The organism is Pseudoalteromonas sp. S16_S37 (assembly GCF_014694405.1).
Taxonomy (GTDB): Bacteria; Pseudomonadota; Gammaproteobacteria; order Enterobacterales; family Alteromonadaceae; genus Pseudoalteromonas.
On sequence record NZ_JAAUWV010000003.1, the window covers coordinates 1 to 15,776 of the forward strand.

The 15,776-nt window shown below is 44.1% G+C and carries 15 protein-coding genes and 1 other RNA gene; 13 read left to right on the forward strand and 3 right to left on the reverse strand.

The features are described 5' to 3' along the window. Positions 1–149: 149 nt before the first annotated feature. On the reverse strand, positions 150–1,121 hold the full coding sequence (ispB, locus tag HC733_RS02075) for an octaprenyl diphosphate synthase (protein WP_190363408.1): 972 nt from the start codon (positions 1,119–1,121) through the stop codon (positions 150–152). Positions 1,122–1,491: 370 nt separating this feature from the next. On the opposite strand from ispB, the gene rplU reads away from it, so the two are divergent. The 5 genes from rplU (at position 1,492) to HC733_RS02100 (ending at position 4,428) form a co-directional block, all read left to right on the forward strand. Then, positions 1,492–1,803 (forward strand): 50S ribosomal protein L21, encoded by a 312-nt coding sequence (rplU, locus tag HC733_RS02080; protein WP_070985693.1) that lies wholly within the window; start codon positions 1,492–1,494, stop codon positions 1,801–1,803. A gap of 17 nt (positions 1,804–1,820) precedes the next feature. After that, positions 1,821–2,078 carry a 50S ribosomal protein L27 gene (gene rpmA, locus HC733_RS02085; protein WP_105169123.1) on the forward strand — a complete coding sequence of 86 codons (258 nt, stop codon included), beginning with the start codon at positions 1,821–1,823 and terminating at the stop codon, positions 2,076–2,078. Between the two features lie 176 nt (positions 2,079–2,254). Further along, positions 2,255–3,412 (forward strand): Obg family GTPase CgtA, encoded by a 1,158-nt coding sequence (gene cgtA, locus HC733_RS02090; protein WP_190363409.1) that lies wholly within the window; start codon positions 2,255–2,257, stop codon positions 3,410–3,412. 70 nt (positions 3,413–3,482) lie between these two features. Then, the gene (folA, locus tag HC733_RS02095) at positions 3,483–3,974 is read left to right on the forward strand and encodes a type 3 dihydrofolate reductase (protein WP_190363410.1); all 492 of its coding nucleotides are present in this window, start codon (positions 3,483–3,485) and stop codon (positions 3,972–3,974) included. A 79-nt stretch (positions 3,975–4,053) separates the two neighbouring features. After that, a complete protein-coding gene (locus HC733_RS02100) occupies positions 4,054–4,428 on the forward strand; it encodes a DUF3718 domain-containing protein (RefSeq protein ID WP_190363411.1) in 375 nt (124 codons plus the stop codon). Between the two features lie 118 nt (positions 4,429–4,546). Here the strand turns inward: HC733_RS02100 and ssrS are convergent. Continuing rightward, positions 4,547–4,729: non-coding RNA, 6S RNA (ssrS, locus tag HC733_RS02105), on the reverse strand. A 194-nt stretch (positions 4,730–4,923) separates the two neighbouring features. Here ssrS and HC733_RS02110 point away from each other — a divergent pair. From HC733_RS02110 to HC733_RS02125, 4 genes are read left to right on the forward strand one after another with little or no spacing between them, the layout of a single operon-like run. Continuing rightward, positions 4,924–5,481: a UPF0149 family protein gene (locus HC733_RS02110; RefSeq protein WP_190363412.1), complete on the forward strand. Its 558-nt coding sequence runs from the start codon at positions 4,924–4,926 to the stop codon at positions 5,479–5,481. Then, the gene (gene pepP, locus HC733_RS02115) at positions 5,481–6,791 is read left to right on the forward strand and encodes a Xaa-Pro aminopeptidase (protein ID WP_190363413.1); all 1,311 of its coding nucleotides are present in this window, start codon (positions 5,481–5,483) and stop codon (positions 6,789–6,791) included. Before HC733_RS02110 ends, pepP begins: the two co-directional genes overlap by 1 nt. A gap of 9 nt (positions 6,792–6,800) precedes the next feature. Beyond that, complete coding sequence (ubiH, locus tag HC733_RS02120) at positions 6,801–7,985, forward strand: 2-octaprenyl-6-methoxyphenyl hydroxylase (protein WP_190363414.1); 1,185 nt, start codon at positions 6,801–6,803, stop codon at positions 7,983–7,985. Further along, a complete protein-coding gene (locus tag HC733_RS02125) occupies positions 7,985–9,154 on the forward strand; it encodes an FAD-dependent monooxygenase (protein WP_190363415.1) in 1,170 nt (389 codons plus the stop codon). The genes ubiH and HC733_RS02125 overlap by 1 nt, the downstream gene beginning before the upstream one ends. 65 nt (positions 9,155–9,219) lie before the next feature. On the opposite strand, the gene HC733_RS02130 is transcribed toward HC733_RS02125, so the two are convergent. Then, a complete protein-coding gene (locus HC733_RS02130; protein ID WP_190363416.1) occupies positions 9,220–10,065 on the reverse strand; it encodes a LysR family transcriptional regulator in 846 nt (281 codons plus the stop codon). 130 nt (positions 10,066–10,195) lie between these two features. On the opposite strand from HC733_RS02130, the gene HC733_RS02135 reads away from it, so the two are divergent. From HC733_RS02135 to gcvP, 4 genes are all read left to right on the forward strand, one after another. Then, positions 10,196–10,768 (forward strand): hypothetical protein, encoded by a 573-nt coding sequence (locus tag HC733_RS02135; protein ID WP_190363417.1) that lies wholly within the window; start codon positions 10,196–10,198, stop codon positions 10,766–10,768. 120 nt (positions 10,769–10,888) lie between these two features. Further along, a complete protein-coding gene (gene gcvT, locus HC733_RS02140; RefSeq protein WP_190363418.1) occupies positions 10,889–11,971 on the forward strand; it encodes a glycine cleavage system aminomethyltransferase GcvT in 1,083 nt (360 codons plus the stop codon). 53 nt (positions 11,972–12,024) lie between these two features. Continuing rightward, positions 12,025–12,414, forward strand: coding sequence for a glycine cleavage system protein GcvH (gene gcvH, locus HC733_RS02145; protein ID WP_190363419.1), 390 nt, complete (start codon positions 12,025–12,027; stop codon positions 12,412–12,414). A gap of 212 nt (positions 12,415–12,626) precedes the next feature. Further along, on the forward strand, positions 12,627–15,518 hold the full coding sequence (gene gcvP, locus HC733_RS02150) for an aminomethyl-transferring glycine dehydrogenase (protein ID WP_190363420.1): 2,892 nt from the start codon (positions 12,627–12,629) through the stop codon (positions 15,516–15,518). The last annotated feature ends 258 nt before the right edge of the window (positions 15,519–15,776 follow it).

A 15,776-nucleotide genomic window follows, 5' to 3' on the forward strand; every position in this document is an offset into this window, starting at 1 on the left:
GTAATTTTCCGAGTTAAGGCTGCGCTCCCAATTCTTTAGAGAAATTCACAGAATCCATCATCAACAACAGAAAAAATAAACCCCGCTGAAAAAAGTGGGGTTTATCATCAATCTGAAGCCGCTGAAGCGGCTTTTTTCTTAACTAAATCTTAGTGATCTCTTGCAACTGACAACTGTGCAAGTGCTACTAATGCTTGCTTATACGGCGAGTCTGTTAAAACATCCAAATACTCAATGGCCTTTTGTGCTTCATTTCTGGCTTTTTCCATTGCGAACTCTAAAGCATTGGTCTGCTCTAACGTAGTAAGAATATCATCGAGGTAAGTCATACCATTGCCGGTACTGATTGCCTCTCTGATCTGCTTTACCTGTTGCTCAGTACCATGTTGCATAGCATAAATAAGCGGTAACGTTGGCTTACCTTCGGCCAAATCATCACCCAAATTTTTACCCATTTGCTCAGCATTTGCACTGTAATCGAGTACATCATCTACTAATTGAAAAGCGGTGCCTAAATGCATTCCGTACAATTTAAGTGCTTCTTGAATTTCTTCTGATTTTTTTAGTACAACAGCGGGTAACATGGTAGCGGCTTCAAAAAGTTTGGCGGTTTTGCTGTAGATAACCTGCATATAACTTTTTTCTGTGGTGTCTGGGTCGTTGCAATTCATTAGTTGCAGCACCTCACCTTCGGCTATCACATTTGTGGCATCGGCGAGAATTTGCATCACTTGCATATTGTTCAAACCAACCATAAGTTGAAATGAACGAGTGTAAATAAAATCACCTACTAAAACACTGGCCGCGTTACCAAACTCAGCGTTAGCTGTAGGCTCACCTCGTCGCAGAGCCGACTCATCTACTACATCATCATGCAGTAAAGTGGCGGTATGAATAAATTCAATAATCGTTGCTAAAGTGATGTGTTGGTCGTCAGAGCACTCAAGCGCTTTGGCTGTGAGTAAAGTTAACATAGGTCGAATACGCTTGCCGCCGCTATTAACGATATAAAGGCCCAGCTGGTTAACCAAGGCGACATCGGACTGCATTTGCGCATGAATAAGTTGATTGACGTTAAGCATATCAGGTTCGATTAACGTCTGGATAGTTTTGATATCCATTGTGCTCCAAGCCAAAAATAAATTTATGAGATACAGCGCGAGTGTACTACAAAATTTTAACTAGCTCGATATTTTGTCCAGTTCAGGCTAAAAAAATAACTTAGTGGACATATATTGTTGATTATTTAGACTACTTTGTTGTTGTACTTATCTGTTTATATAAACGTCTTAAAAGTGTAAAAAAGCGCTTTGGTTTATTAGCTTTTTTGGATAGACTAGCAAAAAATAATGATTCGCCCTCATTGCAGTTATTTTTTATTCATTTTATACAAAAATAGGCTTGCTTGTAGCTTTGTATTAGCGTAAACTTCGCGCCCTATTGAAGAATATTAAGTTGCGTCGATTTGAGGGCGCACAGACGGAGTTAATTATGTACGCGGTTTTCCAAAGTGGTGGTAAACAGCACCGTGTGACTGAAGGTCAAACAATTCGTCTAGAGAAATTAGACGTTGAAACTGGTGCAGCAGTTGAATTCGATTCAGTACTTCTAGTTGCTGATGGTGAGAAAATCGAGATCGGTGCACCGTTCGTAAACGGTGGCAAGGTAACAGCTGAGGTTGTTTCACATGGTCGCGGTGAGAAGATTAAGATCGTTAAATTTAGACGTCGTAAGCATTCTCGTAAGCAGATGGGCCATCGTCAATGGTTCACTGAAGTTAAAATCACTGGCATTAGCGCTTAATTTAGAGGTACAGAAAGATGGCACATAAGAAGGCAGCTGGTAGTACTCGTAACGGTCGCGATTCAGAAAGTAAACGCTTAGGTGTTAAGCGTTTCGGTGGTGAATCAGTATTAGCGGGTAACATCATTGTTCGTCAACGTGGTACTAAGTTCCACGCTGGCACTAACGCAGGTATCGGTAAAGACCACACAATTTTTGCAAAAGCAGACGGTAAAGTTGTTTTTGAACAAAAAGGTCCTCTAAACCGTAAATACGTTAGCATCGTTGCTGAGTAATCGGTAAAAGATTAAAAAAACCCCGCTACGGCGGGGTTTTTTGTTTGTCCAAAGCAAAGCTTTATCAACTAAAGGCGGTTTTTGTTGCTCAAAGCAATAATGACTAAAGCTTTATTGGTAAAGGTATTATACTTCGGTATTAGAATCCCCCATTCAAAAGTCAAAAGAGAGTAACCATGAAGTTTGTCGATGAAGTTGAAATTCGCGCAGAAGCGGGCGATGGCGGTAGTGGCATTGTGTCATTTCGTCGTGAAAAATTTGTCCCCGATGGTGGCCCTGACGGCGGCGATGGCGGCGATGGCGGTAGTGTATACCTAATTGCAGACGAAAACTGGAACACCCTGATTGACTATCAGTTTGAACGTTTCCATCGTGCAGAGCGTGGCACAAACGGCCAGTCAAGAAATTGTACGGGTAAAAAAGGCGAAGACTTATTTTTGAAAGTGCCTGTTGGTACGCGTGTTACTGATGTAGATACCGAAGAGTCTTTGGGGGACTTAACGCAACATGGTCAAAAACTTTTAGTTGCTAAGGGTGGCTTCCATGGTCTTGGTAATGCTCGTTTTAAATCAAGTGTTAACCGTGCACCTCGTCAAAAAACATTGGGTACGCCTGGTGAAGTACGCAACCTGAAGTTAGAGCTATTACTACTGGCTGACGTTGGCTTGTTAGGGTTGCCAAATGCAGGTAAATCAACGTTTATCCGTAGTGTATCGGCTGCCAAACCAAAAGTGGCTGATTACCCATTTACTACGCTTATTCCTAACTTAGGTGTCGTGAGACCAGAAGCCAGTAAGTCTTTTGTTATCGCAGATATCCCGGGCTTGATTGAAGGGGCATCTGAAGGTGCCGGCTTAGGTATTCGCTTCTTAAAGCACTTAGAGCGTTGTCGAGTGCTATTGCACATTATTGATGTTATGCCTGTTGATGGCTCAGATCCGGTTGATAACGCATTTGCAATCATCAATGAGTTGCACCAGTACAGTCCAAAATTAGCAGAAAAGCCGCGTTGGCTAATCTTAAATAAAATTGACCTGCTTCCAGAAGATGAAGCGGATGAAATTTGTCAGCGTATCGAAACTGAGTTAGATGCGCAGCAGGTTTACCGTATTTCGGCAATCAATAAGCTTAATACACAAGCGCTGTGCTACGACATCATGGCATTACTTGATAGTATGCCAAAAGATAAGTTTGAAGCAGAAACACAGCAAGAAGAAGTTGAGTTTAAGTGGGATACTTATCACCGTAAAGCTACTAAAGAAGCCAGTGATGACGATTGGGACGATGATTGGGACGACGACGATTATGATGTTGAAGTCATCTATGAAAGATAAGTAAACTTACATAAATAATTAAGGGCTAGTTGGCCCTTTTTTTAACACTAAATTACTAGAGAGGTTCAATGTGATAATTTCTATGATTGCGGCGATGGCAAACAATAGAGTCATAGGTCAAGATAACCAAATGCCATGGCATTTACCAGCCGATCTACAGCATTTCAAACGAGTCACGATGCAAAAGCCTGTCGTTATGGGCAGGAAAACATTTGAATCTATAGGTCGCCCTTTACCCGGCCGACGCAATATTGTGATCACCCGCAATGATGCATATCAGGCACAGGGCATTGAAGTTGTAAACTCTCCGGAAGCTGCGTTGGCATTACTTTCAGAAGCTGAAGAGGTAATGATCATTGGAGGCGGACATGTTTATGAACAGTTCTTACCAACATGTGAAAAGCTATATTTAACATTTATCGACCTAGATGTTGAAGGTGATACATGTTTCCCTGACTATACTAAAGTTGCAAATTGGCAAGTAGTCGACGAGCAGAATTGTGAAGCGGACGAAAGCAATCCATATAATTATAAATTCGTAACGCTGAACAAAAAAGTATGAGTTTATTGCTAATTTTTGTGCAGCTTGATACAATTACACTCGATTTGGGGTACGAATAAAGTATTAGAGGGTGTTTTAGATGAAATTAACTACCGTGCTAGTGTCAGCTTCAATTGTTGTCGCGTCAATGTCATTTAGCAATCAAGCCAATGCAGATGAGCAATTAGCTGTGTCACTGTGTGAATATATTGCAGCGGATGATAAAGGCAGCTTGCGTAAAAAGCTTAAAAGCTCACGTGTAAAAATCCGCAATATTTTTGATTCAGTTCAATGTAATGGCAACAACATGCTTCGCCACGCAATCGCAAGCAATGCAGCAGATACTGGTGAGTTTATTGTAAAGAACCTACCAAAAAGCTCTTTAGAAGATGGTGCCGACATTGCTTGGGCCGAAGGTAATGGCCACGGTGGTTCTCCTCTTATTGCAATAATTAAAGAGCGCGCAGGTCTTTAATTAGCAGCTTACTAAGTTTGGTTAAGTGCAAATAATCAAACTGACTAAAAGCCTCACTCCGGTGGGGTTTTTTTGTGGCTATGTTTTAGGGAACAGAGTAAGAGAGGTATGTTGGATGGTGTTCCCCGGCATCGCGGATGCGGATGTCAGCCCTTGAACCCTAAGGTTCAAGGCGGAAAGCAACAGCTCGCCGTAGGCTTCTCGGTACATGCCGAGCCTGCTCAGTAGCAAGCAAACTACATTCCTTAATAAAGTTTATCGGCTCAGGGACTTAATCTACTGTCCTACGAGCTAGGGAACACCCTCAGTATATAAAACATAGTGACAAGTCGAAACCATAAAACGCAAATAGTTGTCTGTTTGCTGAGTTTTTATCCGCTGCTGCTAATAAACTAATCACAGTGCTGGAATTTTACTCCATAGGATACAATTGCTTGGAGTTGCTATACTTGCAGTGTTAGCATTGAGCAACTATATGCGAAGAAAGTTTATCTGATGAGCGAATTAAATGACTACACACAAGCACAGTTGCTGCTTGAAAAACACGATATTTTTGTTGCCCCAGCTGAAGTACATGGTGCCATCAGTGGGTTATTGGCATGTGGTTTAAATATTGAAGAAAAAGAATACTTAGGACTGCTTAGTGATGTGTTCAATGAAGGGCAAAACTTTAGTGAAGTACTAAAACAGTTTTTTGCCGGCATGTACAAGCATGTTGTTGAGCACTTTAATAACTCTGAGTTTCACTTCGAGCTGTTTTTGCCAAGTGAAGATGAATCGTTAAGCGACCAAGCCAATGCGCTAGTAAACTGGGTATCAGGTTTTTTGCTCGGGTTTGGTTTAAAGCAAAAAGATTATGGCAAGCTCTCTGGTGACGTTAAAGAGGTTATTGAAGATTTTACTGAAATAACTAAGTTAGATGCTCACTTTGATGATACTGAAGAAGATCAGCAAGCCTTACATGAGATCGTTGAATATATCCGCGTATCAGCCATGTTGTGCTTTGCTGAGATGGGTAAAGATCCTGCTACAACTTCCAAGACGATACACTAATGATTGAAATAACTGAATTTTTAGAACGCCGAATGCGTCTGCTGTCACAGCTGGATAAAAACTCGGTGGCAGTGATCCCCGCGGCTGTTGAACTCACTCGTAGCCGTGATACCGAATATCCTTTTCGCCAAGACAGTGACTTTTTTTATTTAACAAACTTTGTTGAACCTGATGCTGTACTTGTGCTTTGCAAAGACAGGGATGAGCAGGTTGCGAGCCATCTATTTTGTCGCAATAAAGATAAAATTGCAGAGATTTGGCATGGCCGTCGTGTCGGTTATGAGCAGGCTAAAGAGCGCTATTTATTCGATAATACTTACCCGCTTAGTGAACTTGATGAACAATTAAAAGAACTCGTAAATAACAAGCGTGTGTTGTACTACGGACAAGGCACTTACAGTGACTTTGACGACAAAATTTGGAGCTTACTAAACACGTTGCGCGGCGCACCGAAAAAAGGCTATAGAGCGCCAGAGATCATCAAAGATATTCGCCCGCTAGTGCATGAAATGCGTTTGTTTAAATCCGCAGCTGAAATAGCTGTGATGCGAAAGGCTGCACAAATTAGCTGTGAAGCACATAAAAGAGCCATGTGTTTTGCCAAAGCTGGTGCAACAGAATACCAGCTTGAGGCCGAAATTCATCACCACTATGCAATGAGCGGCGCACGTCACCCAGCGTACGGCACCATCGTTGGCTCTGGCAACAATGCCAACATTTTACATTACACAGAGAACAGCGATGAGCTTAAAGAAGGTGATTTGGTACTGATAGACTCAGGGTGTGAGTTAGAAGGTTATGCCGCAGATATCACGCGTACCTTTCCTGTTTCTGGTAAATTTAGCGAGCCACAAAAGCAACTATATGAGCTAGTGCTAAAAGCGCAGCAAGCGGCCTTTGTGTTGGTGAAACCAGGTAGTACCTTGGTACAGGCTAATCAGGCTGCGATGAAAGTAATGACAGAAGGATTGATCCAGCTCGGTATTTTGGCTGGAGATTTAGATACACTACTAGAAAATCAGGCTTGCAAAGCGTTTTACATGCATGGTTTAGGACATTGGTTAGGTTTAGATGTGCATGATGTTGGTGAGTATAAGCTCGATGAAGCCGACAGAGCATTTGAGCCGGGTATGGTGTTAACCATAGAGCCAGGTTTGTATTTTGATGAAGATGCACAAGTGCCAGAGCAATTTAAAGGCATTGGTATTCGCATTGAAGATGATTTACTCATAACAGAAGACGGCTTTGAAAACCTCACCGCGGGAGTCCCTAAAGCTGTTGCTGAAATAGAAGCGCTCATGCAACGTTAGGAGAGTAGGTTGCAACAATTCGATATCCTTATTGTGGGTGGTGGCATGGCAGGTGCCACCGCTGCATTGGCAATTAACAAACTTAAAGCAAATTATAAAATTGCCGTTGTTGAAGCATTCGCACCGAAAAGTAGTGTTCACCCAAGCTTTGATGATAGAAGTATTGCGCTTGCTCATCAGTCTGTTGAGTATCTGGAGCAGTTGGGTTTGTTCAAAACACAATGGCCTTTTGCACAGCCTATTAAGCAAGTGAATGTCTCTGATCGAGGGCATTTTGGTAAAACGCAAATAAACCATCAAGATCATCACTGTGACGCTTTAGGCTATGTTGTTGAAGTGAACCCATATGGTGCATTTTTGCATCAGCAGCTAAATGATGCGGGGGTAAGCTTGTTTTGTCCTGCCAATGTCGCTCAATTGACCTTATGCCAATCTCACGTTGAAGTAACTCTAAATGATGAACAGCAACTGCGTGCCAAACTATTGGTGGTGGCTGATGGTGCTCATTCTCCCACCCGAGACTTATTGAAATTAAACTTCAATAGTACTGCTTACGAGCAAGGTGCCTTGATAGCCAATATCGAAGTGCAAGGTGGTCACAGCGGGAAAGCATTCGAGCGTTTTACCGAGCATGGTCCCATGGCATTATTACCGATGAGCGAAAGCCGATACTCGCTAGTATGGTGTATGCCGCAAGCCCAGCTAGAGCAGTACCAGCACATGCCACCGGAGGAGTTTATTGCAAAGCTTCATGACGCATTTGGTTATCGGGCTGGTTTGTTTACCCAAGTGGGTATGCGTGCCAGTTATCCGCTGGCACTGGGGCGAGTCGATAAAGTGGTGGGTCATCGTAGCATCGTGATTGGTAACGCAGCGCATGCCATTCACCCGATTGCTGGGCAGGGCTTTAATCTTGGCGTGCGTGATATTCAATGTTTGGTTGAACTATTGGCAACTGCTGATAAAGAATCCCTCGGGGAATATGCTTTTACGCGTCAATATGAGCAATCTCGTCAACAGGATATCAATACGGTTATGACATTGACCGACTCACTGGTGCGGTTATTTTCTAATTCTTCACGCCTGATGGCACTGGGTCGCAGCTGCGGTTTGTTTGCCATGGCATTGTCTTCACGTTTAAAAGCGCCATTAGCAAAACAGTTAATGGGGCATGTGAGCAAAGGTAATATTTAATGAAGCAAGTGCAAGTATGTATTGTTGGTGGTGGGGCTGTGGGCTTAACGCTTGCGTTAGGCCTTGCTCAAGCCAATGTCAGTGTCCAAGTGATTGATAGCAAGCCTGCACCTAAACCACTCGGTGAGCAATATGGTAATCGTGTTAGCGCCATTAGCCTTGCCAGCCAAACCCTGTTTGAACGCTTAGGGGTATGGCAAGACTTACTCTCAGCCAGAGCGTCAGCTTACACCGATATGGATGTTCGCGATCAAGACAGCTTTGGAAAAATTGCATTTAACAGCAAAGATTTGGAGCTTAACGAGCTGGGTCATATTATTGAAAATGACGCGATACGTTATGCGCTCTACAGCAAGCTGTTGCAATGTAACAATGTTACCTTAGCTTTTGATACCAGCTATCAGAGCATTCACCAAACGGATACCGATGTACTTATAACTCTGGCTTCAGGTGAGCCTGTTATGGCCAAGTTATTGGTTGCTGCAGATGGTGCCAATTCAGCGATTCGTCAGCAGTTTAATATGCCATTGACGTTTTGGGACTATGATCACCACGCGATAGTGGCAACCGTCAAAACGGAGTCTCCCCACGACTCAACCGCGCGTCAGGTATTTTTACCGACTGGCCCGTTAGCGTTTTTACCTTTGTCTGATGAGCATCACCACTCTATTGTTTGGTCTACCTCGCCAGAGTATGCCGCGCATTTAATGTCTTTGTCCAATGACGCATTTAATAAGGCACTTAACGTTGCCATTGATGGGCAGTGTGGATTGTGTGAAGTGGCAGATGACAGAGCCGTATTTCCACTGAGAATGCGTTATGCAAAACAGTGGTTAAATAACAAAGTCGTGTTAATCGGTGATGCAGCTCATACCATTCACCCGCTGGCTGGACTTGGCATGAACTTAGGGCTCAAAGATGTAGCGCTATTAATTGAGCTATTATCAGCGCAACAAGGGCAGGAGTTTGCAAGCCATAGAGCACTTCGAGAATACGAACGCACCCGTAAACTCGATGCACAAAAACATATTGCCATGATGCAAGGTTTAAAAGCACTATTTGATGGAAATAATCCTGTTAAAAAGCTAATCAGAGGGATTGGTTTAAGTGCGGTTGATAACTTGGGGCCAATCAAACATCTGTTTGCTAAAGAAGCTGTCGGTAAGTAAGCGCCAACAAAAATTATCAAATATGGCAACGTTGACTATATACACGTTGCCAGATGTAGGTCTAGTTATCCCAACCTGAGCGCAATGAATTCGGCTAGTTTATCTACCGCATTAACTGACTCGGCCGAGTTTTTAACTAAACAAATGCCAATTTGTCCAAGCTCGGGTAAACGATTGGTGTGGCTTTGATAGTTCAATTCACTTGGCACGGTGCTTTTTGCCAGCACGGTGATCCCCAACCCTTCTTTGAGCGCAGCAATCAGACCCGTTAAATCGGCGTTGCTATAAATGATGCGATGCCTCAAACCAGCTTGTTGCAATGCCTCAATGGCTCGGCGGCGATAAATACACCCCTCAGGCGCGGTCACAAGCGTGACTATTTCATCATTTGCTTTGGATAAATCTCCTACCCAAACGAGTTGATCTTGCATAAAGATTGGATATTTTGCTGAGTCGAGTTGCTCGTTCAAGGCTAAAACTAAATCAAACTGGTCCTGTCGAGCATCTGAGAGCAAATGCTTACTAAGGCGAGATTTTACTTCCAAAGACACGTCTGGATATAAAGAAACAAAATCGCCGATGATGGAGGGCAATATACGCGCAGCAAATTCACTGGGAATACCCAAACGAACTTTACCGGTGACGCTCTCGGAGGTGAACTGCTGAATAATGGCGTCATTTTGCTGTAGCATCTGTTTAGCCAAGGGTAAAAGCAGCTCACCATATTGATTGAGCACTTGGCGCTGACCTTGCTTTTTAAATAGTTTGCAGTTAAGCATGTCTTCTAAGCGCTTGATTTGTAATGATACAGCAGGTTGTGAAAGGCCCAGCAGTTCGCCCGCCTTGGCAAAGCCGCCCACGTCAACCACCGTTACTAAGGTGCGTAAGCCATCAATTGATAAGTTCTTCATATTAATAAATACTATTTAACAAAGCTAATTACATTAATATTATTTATCAATGGATAAATAATTACAATTTGTTGTTGGCTTTTACCCAAAATATACTCTGTGCTTATCGAATTTTAATTAAGGTGTCATTATGACTTTTGCACCCACAATGTTTGCTAAGCACCGTCAAGGCACAGCCCCTGCGGTAAACACTATGGTGGCAACTCAAAACCTAACTGTATTAGATTTCAGCGGTTTTGAAGCTACACCTTTTTTAAATCAGCAAATGGGCCTAAATCTTAATAAATTGATGGCGCCGGGCCTTGGTATTCAAGGGCAGCTCGAGGGTGGACAGCTCTACAGCGTTTACTATTTCAGCGAAACGGCTTACCGCTTTGTGGTAGACACCAATGCGGTGGCCATTCTAGAGCAGTTTGTTGCTAAGCATGTTGAAGATTATGATATCGAGCTAGTGGTAAGAGACGACTTAGCCATCACCACCTTATCTGGCCAACAGGCATTTGATACGCTAATTTCTAGCTTTGAGCTTACACCGGGCTTGAGGTTATCAGATGAACTTGTTTGCTACGGCAGACAAAGCGGTGAAGTATTCGTAACCTCTTTATTAGAGGAAGGTGAGCAGCGCTATCAACTCATTGCACAATCGCCAATTCTTAATAAATGGCAAGCAACATTGCAAGCACAAGGCTTTAACCTAAACTAGAACAAAACAACAAGGGCACTCTGTATTAGAGCGCCCTTGTTGCTATTGAATTAACCCCACCTCAATTGAGGCTATGTTCAGTAAGACAACTTGCTGAGAATGACAAAGTGAAGGACAGATATGACTTCTAAAACAGTATTACATGCTAAGCACCTTGAAGCTGGCGCGAAAATGGTGGACTTCCACGGTTGGGAAATGCCAATCAACTATGGTTCACAAATTGAAGAGCACAATGCGGTGCGCAATGATGCTGGTATGTTTGACGTTTCTCACATGACGATTGTTGATGTTGTAGGCGATGATGCAAAAGCATTTTTGCGCAAGTTAGTTGCCAACGACGTAGCTAAGCTCACTAAGCCTGGTAAAGCGCTTTACACTGGCATGCTGAACGAGCAAGGTGGCGTGATTGATGACTTGATCATCTACTTCTTCACAGAAACAAATTATCGTTTAGTGGTTAACTCTGCTACGCGCGAAAAAGATTTAGCACACATTGCAAAAGTATCTGAAGGCTATGCGGTAGAAGTAACCGAGCGTCCTGAGTATGCGATGATTGCAGTGCAAGGTCCTAATGCTAAAGCAAAAACGGCTGCGGTATTAAGTGATGAGCAAAAAGCAGCGGTAGAAGGCATGAAGCCATTCTTTGGTGTACAAGCGGGCGACCTTTTCATTGCCACTACAGGCTACACAGGTGAAGACGGCTACGAAATCGTTGTGCATAACGATGGTGCTGCTGATCTTTGGCAAAAATTATTAGAAGCAGGCGTGGCTCCTGCTGGCTTAGGTGCGCGTGATACGCTACGTTTAGAAGCGGGCATGAATCTATATGGTTTAGATATGGATGAGTCGGTATCACCGTTGGCTGCAAACATGGCTTGGACCATTGCTTGGGAGCCTGAAGACCGTGATTTTATTGGTCGTTCAGCGCTTGAGCAACAACGTGCAGACAAGAGCACAGATAAATTAGTTGGCTTAGTTTTAGAAACTAAAGGTGTACTTCGAGGTGGTTCTAAAGTTATCGTAGAAGGTGGCGAAGGGGTTATCACTTCTGGTACATTCTCGCCAACTTTGGGCTATAGCGTTGCATTGGCACGCGTACCTCGCTCTACAGGTGATACAGCCCAAGTTGAAATGCGCAAAAAGCTTGTTGACGTTAAAGTAGTGAAGCCTTGCTTCGTACGTAACGGCAAAGCAGTTATTTAATATTAAAAAGGGCGGGTTAACCGTCCTAAACACCGGACCAAAGGAACAAAAAGATGAGCAACATTCCTAGCGAGTTAAAGTACGCGTCTTCACATGAGTGGGTTCGCGATGAAGGCGATGGCACTTACACTGTAGGCATCACTGAGCATGCTCAAGAACTTCTAGGCGACATGGTATTCGTAGAATTACCAGAAGTTGATGATGAAGTTGATGCAGGTGAAGACTGTGCAGTTGCTGAGTCTGTTAAAGCAGCTTCTGACATTTACGCACCAATCTCAGGCACTATCGTTGCTATCAACGAAGAGTTAGAAGATGCACCTGAAACGGTAAACAACGACGCTTACGGCGACGGTTGGTTATTCCGTATTAAAGCGTCTGATGAGTCAGAGCTTGATAATCTTCTAAGCGCTGAAGATTACGCAAATACTATCGACGAAGACTAATCGTTTTCTGTCTTTTTAAAGGCCCCATTTATTGGGGCTTTTATAATTAATCCCCGTTGAGAAATACATTCTCAAATTCGGGGGGTTAATAAAATGCACAAATTTTTTGGCTTCGGTGAGATGCCGTGGCCAATTTTGTTTTGTTACTCTGCTGTTACCAAGGCTGCTGTGACAAACACACTTTTTAATTTGGATCATAGGAATCTGGACTAATGTCAAACGCCAAATCTCTTGAACAATTAGAGCAAAAGCAAGATTTTATTCGTCGCCATATCGGCCCAAGCCCGGCGCAAGTAACTGACATGCTGAACGCTCTTGGGGTATCGAGTGTTGAAGAGCTGATCGGTCAAACTGTACCTGCGGCTATCCGTTTAGAGCAAGGGTTAAACATCGGTGAAAGTCGTACTGAAGTTGAAACGCTTAGCTACCTAAAATCAGTTGCAAGCAAAAACAAGATATTCAAGTCGTACATCGGTCAGGGTTACCACCCAACGCATGTACCAAACGTAATTTTACGTAACGTACTTGAAAATCCAGGTTGGTACACGGCTTATACTCCTTATCAGCCAGAGATCGCGCAAGGCCGTTTAGAATCATTATTAAACTTCCAGACACTGACTATTGACCTAACAGGTTTAGACCTAGCGTCTGCCTCGCTACTTGACGAAGCAACGGCAGCGGCTGAAGCAATGGCGCTTGCTAAGCGTGTTGCTAAAGCAAAAAAAGCAAACATTTTCTTTATTGCTGATGACGTACACACACAAACTATCGACGTAGTTGCAACACGCGCAGAGCAGTTTGGTTTTGAAGTAGTGGTAGGTCCTGCAAGTGACGCTGCAAACCACGAGATTTTTGGCGCCTTATTCCAATACCCAAGCACAACGGGTGAAGTGGTTGACGTACAAGACTTAATCGCACAAGTACAAAGCAAAAAGGCGATTGCCTGTGTTGCTGCCGACATCATGAGCTTATTGCTACTTAAAGCACCGGGCAAACTAGGTGCCGACGTAGTACTTGGCTCTGCACAGCGTTTTGGTGTGCCTATGGGCTACGGTGGTCCTCACGCAGCATTCTTTGCAACGCGTGATGAATATAAACGTTCACTGCCAGGTCGTATCATTGGTGTATCAAAAGACCGTTTAGGTAACGATGCACTTCGTATGGCGATGCAAACACGTGAGCAGCACATCCGCCGCGAAAAAGCTAACTCAAACATTTGTACAGCGCAAGTATTGCTCGCTAACATGGCGGCATTCTACGCGGTGTACCACGGTCCACAGGGCCTTAAAACAATTGCTCAGCGTATTAACCGTTTTGCAAGTATCCTAGCGACTGGTCTTAAATCTAAAGGCGTGGCGCTTAAGCACGACACTTGGTTTGATACATTAACGGTTGTTGCTGACAACAAAGACGACGTAGTTGCACGTGCATTGGCGGCAGAGGTTAACTTTGCAACAAACCACGCTGGCGAGTACTCAATCTCTGTAAACGAAACAACCACACGTGCTGATGTAGCACAGTTGTTCGACATTATCCTTGGCGAAGGCCACGGCTTAGATGTTGATGCGCTAGATGCTCAAGTAAGCAAAGACGACATCACAGGTATTCCTGCAAGCTTAGTACGCGATGATGAAATTTTAACGCACCCTAACTTCAACTCGTACCACAGCGAGACTGAAATGCTGCGTTACATCAAGCGTCTTGAAAATAAAGACTTAGCGCTTAACCACTCAATGATCTCGTTAGGTTCATGTACCATGAAGCTAAACGCGACGGCTGAGATGATCCCAGTAACTTGGCCAGAGTTTGCAGAGCTACACCCGTTCTGCCCACTTGATCAAGCGCAAGGCTACCAGATCATGATCAACGAGTTGCACGACTGGTTAGTAGACATCACAGGTTACGATGCAGTTTCACTACAGCCTAACTCAGGTGCACAAGGCGAATACGCAGGTCTTATCGCGATTCGTAAATACCACGAGTCACGTGGCGAAGGTCACCGTAACATCTGCTTGATCCCAAGCTCTGCACACGGTACTAACCCTGCATCTGCGCAAATGGCCAGCATGAAAGTTGTGGTGGTTGGCTGTGATAAGAACGGTAACATCGATATGGAAGACCTACGCGCCAAAGCCGCTGACGTAGCAGAAAACCTATCGTGTATCATGGTAACTTACCCATCTACACACGGTGTTTACGAGCAAACGATTAAAGAAGTATGCGACATCGTACACCAGTACGGTGGTCAGGTTTACATGGACGGCGCAAACATGAACGCGCAAGTGGGCGTAACCAGCCCAGGTTCAATCGGCTCTGACGTATCGCACCTTAACTTACACAAAACATTCTGTATTCCACACGGTGGCGGCGGCCCAGGTGTTGGTCCAATCGGTGTTAAATCGCACCTTGCACCATTTATGCCTAACCACAGCGTGATCAACGTTGCGGGCACGACTGAAGGTAACGGTGCGGTTTCTGCAGCACCTTACGGCTCAGCGGCAATCCTACCTATCTCTTGGGCATACATTGCCATGATGGGCAGCGAAGGCTTAAAGCAAGCAACAGAAATGGCGATTGTGAACGCTAACTACCTAACTGAGAAGTTAAGCGAACACTACCCAATCTTGTACCGTGGTCAAAACAACCGCGTTGCGCACGAGTGTATTGTTGACTTACGTCCAATCAAAGAAGCCTCTGGTATCACTGAAATGGATGTGGCGAAGCGTTTACAAGACTACGGCTTCCACTCACCAACTATGTCGTTCCCAGTAGCGGGCACCTTGATGATTGAGCCAACCGAATCTGAGTCTAAAGTTGAAATTGACCGCTTTATCGAAGCGATGGTGTCAATCAAGGGCGAAATCGACAAGATCATCTCAGGCGAGTGGTCAATCGAAAACAACCCACTGGTATTTGCACCACACACGCAAGCTGACGTACTTGGCAACGAGTGGAACCGTGCATACGACCGTTTCTACGCGGCATTCCCAGTACCAAGCGTAGCAAAAGACAAATTCTGGCCAACGGTAACCCGTATCGACGATGTATACGGCGACCGTAACCTAATTTGTTCATGCCCAGCGGTAGAAACTTACGCAGAGTAAGGGTTGGGTAAAAGCCAAGTTTAGATAGAGTTTGGCTTTGATTAGATTTAAAAACCGCCTTGTGAAAGCAAGGCGGTTTTTTTGTGGGTGGTGCAAAGGGTTAACGACAGCGAACGCAGTGAGTGCGTTTCCTTTGCGCAAGGTGAAATGAGATAGTTTAACCACTGTTACGGGAATCTTCGTCGTCGGATGGCGGCGCTGCGCGCCTTATGCCGACCTACGAGTTTGATGTGTAGGTTGGAAAAGCCGAAGGCGCCT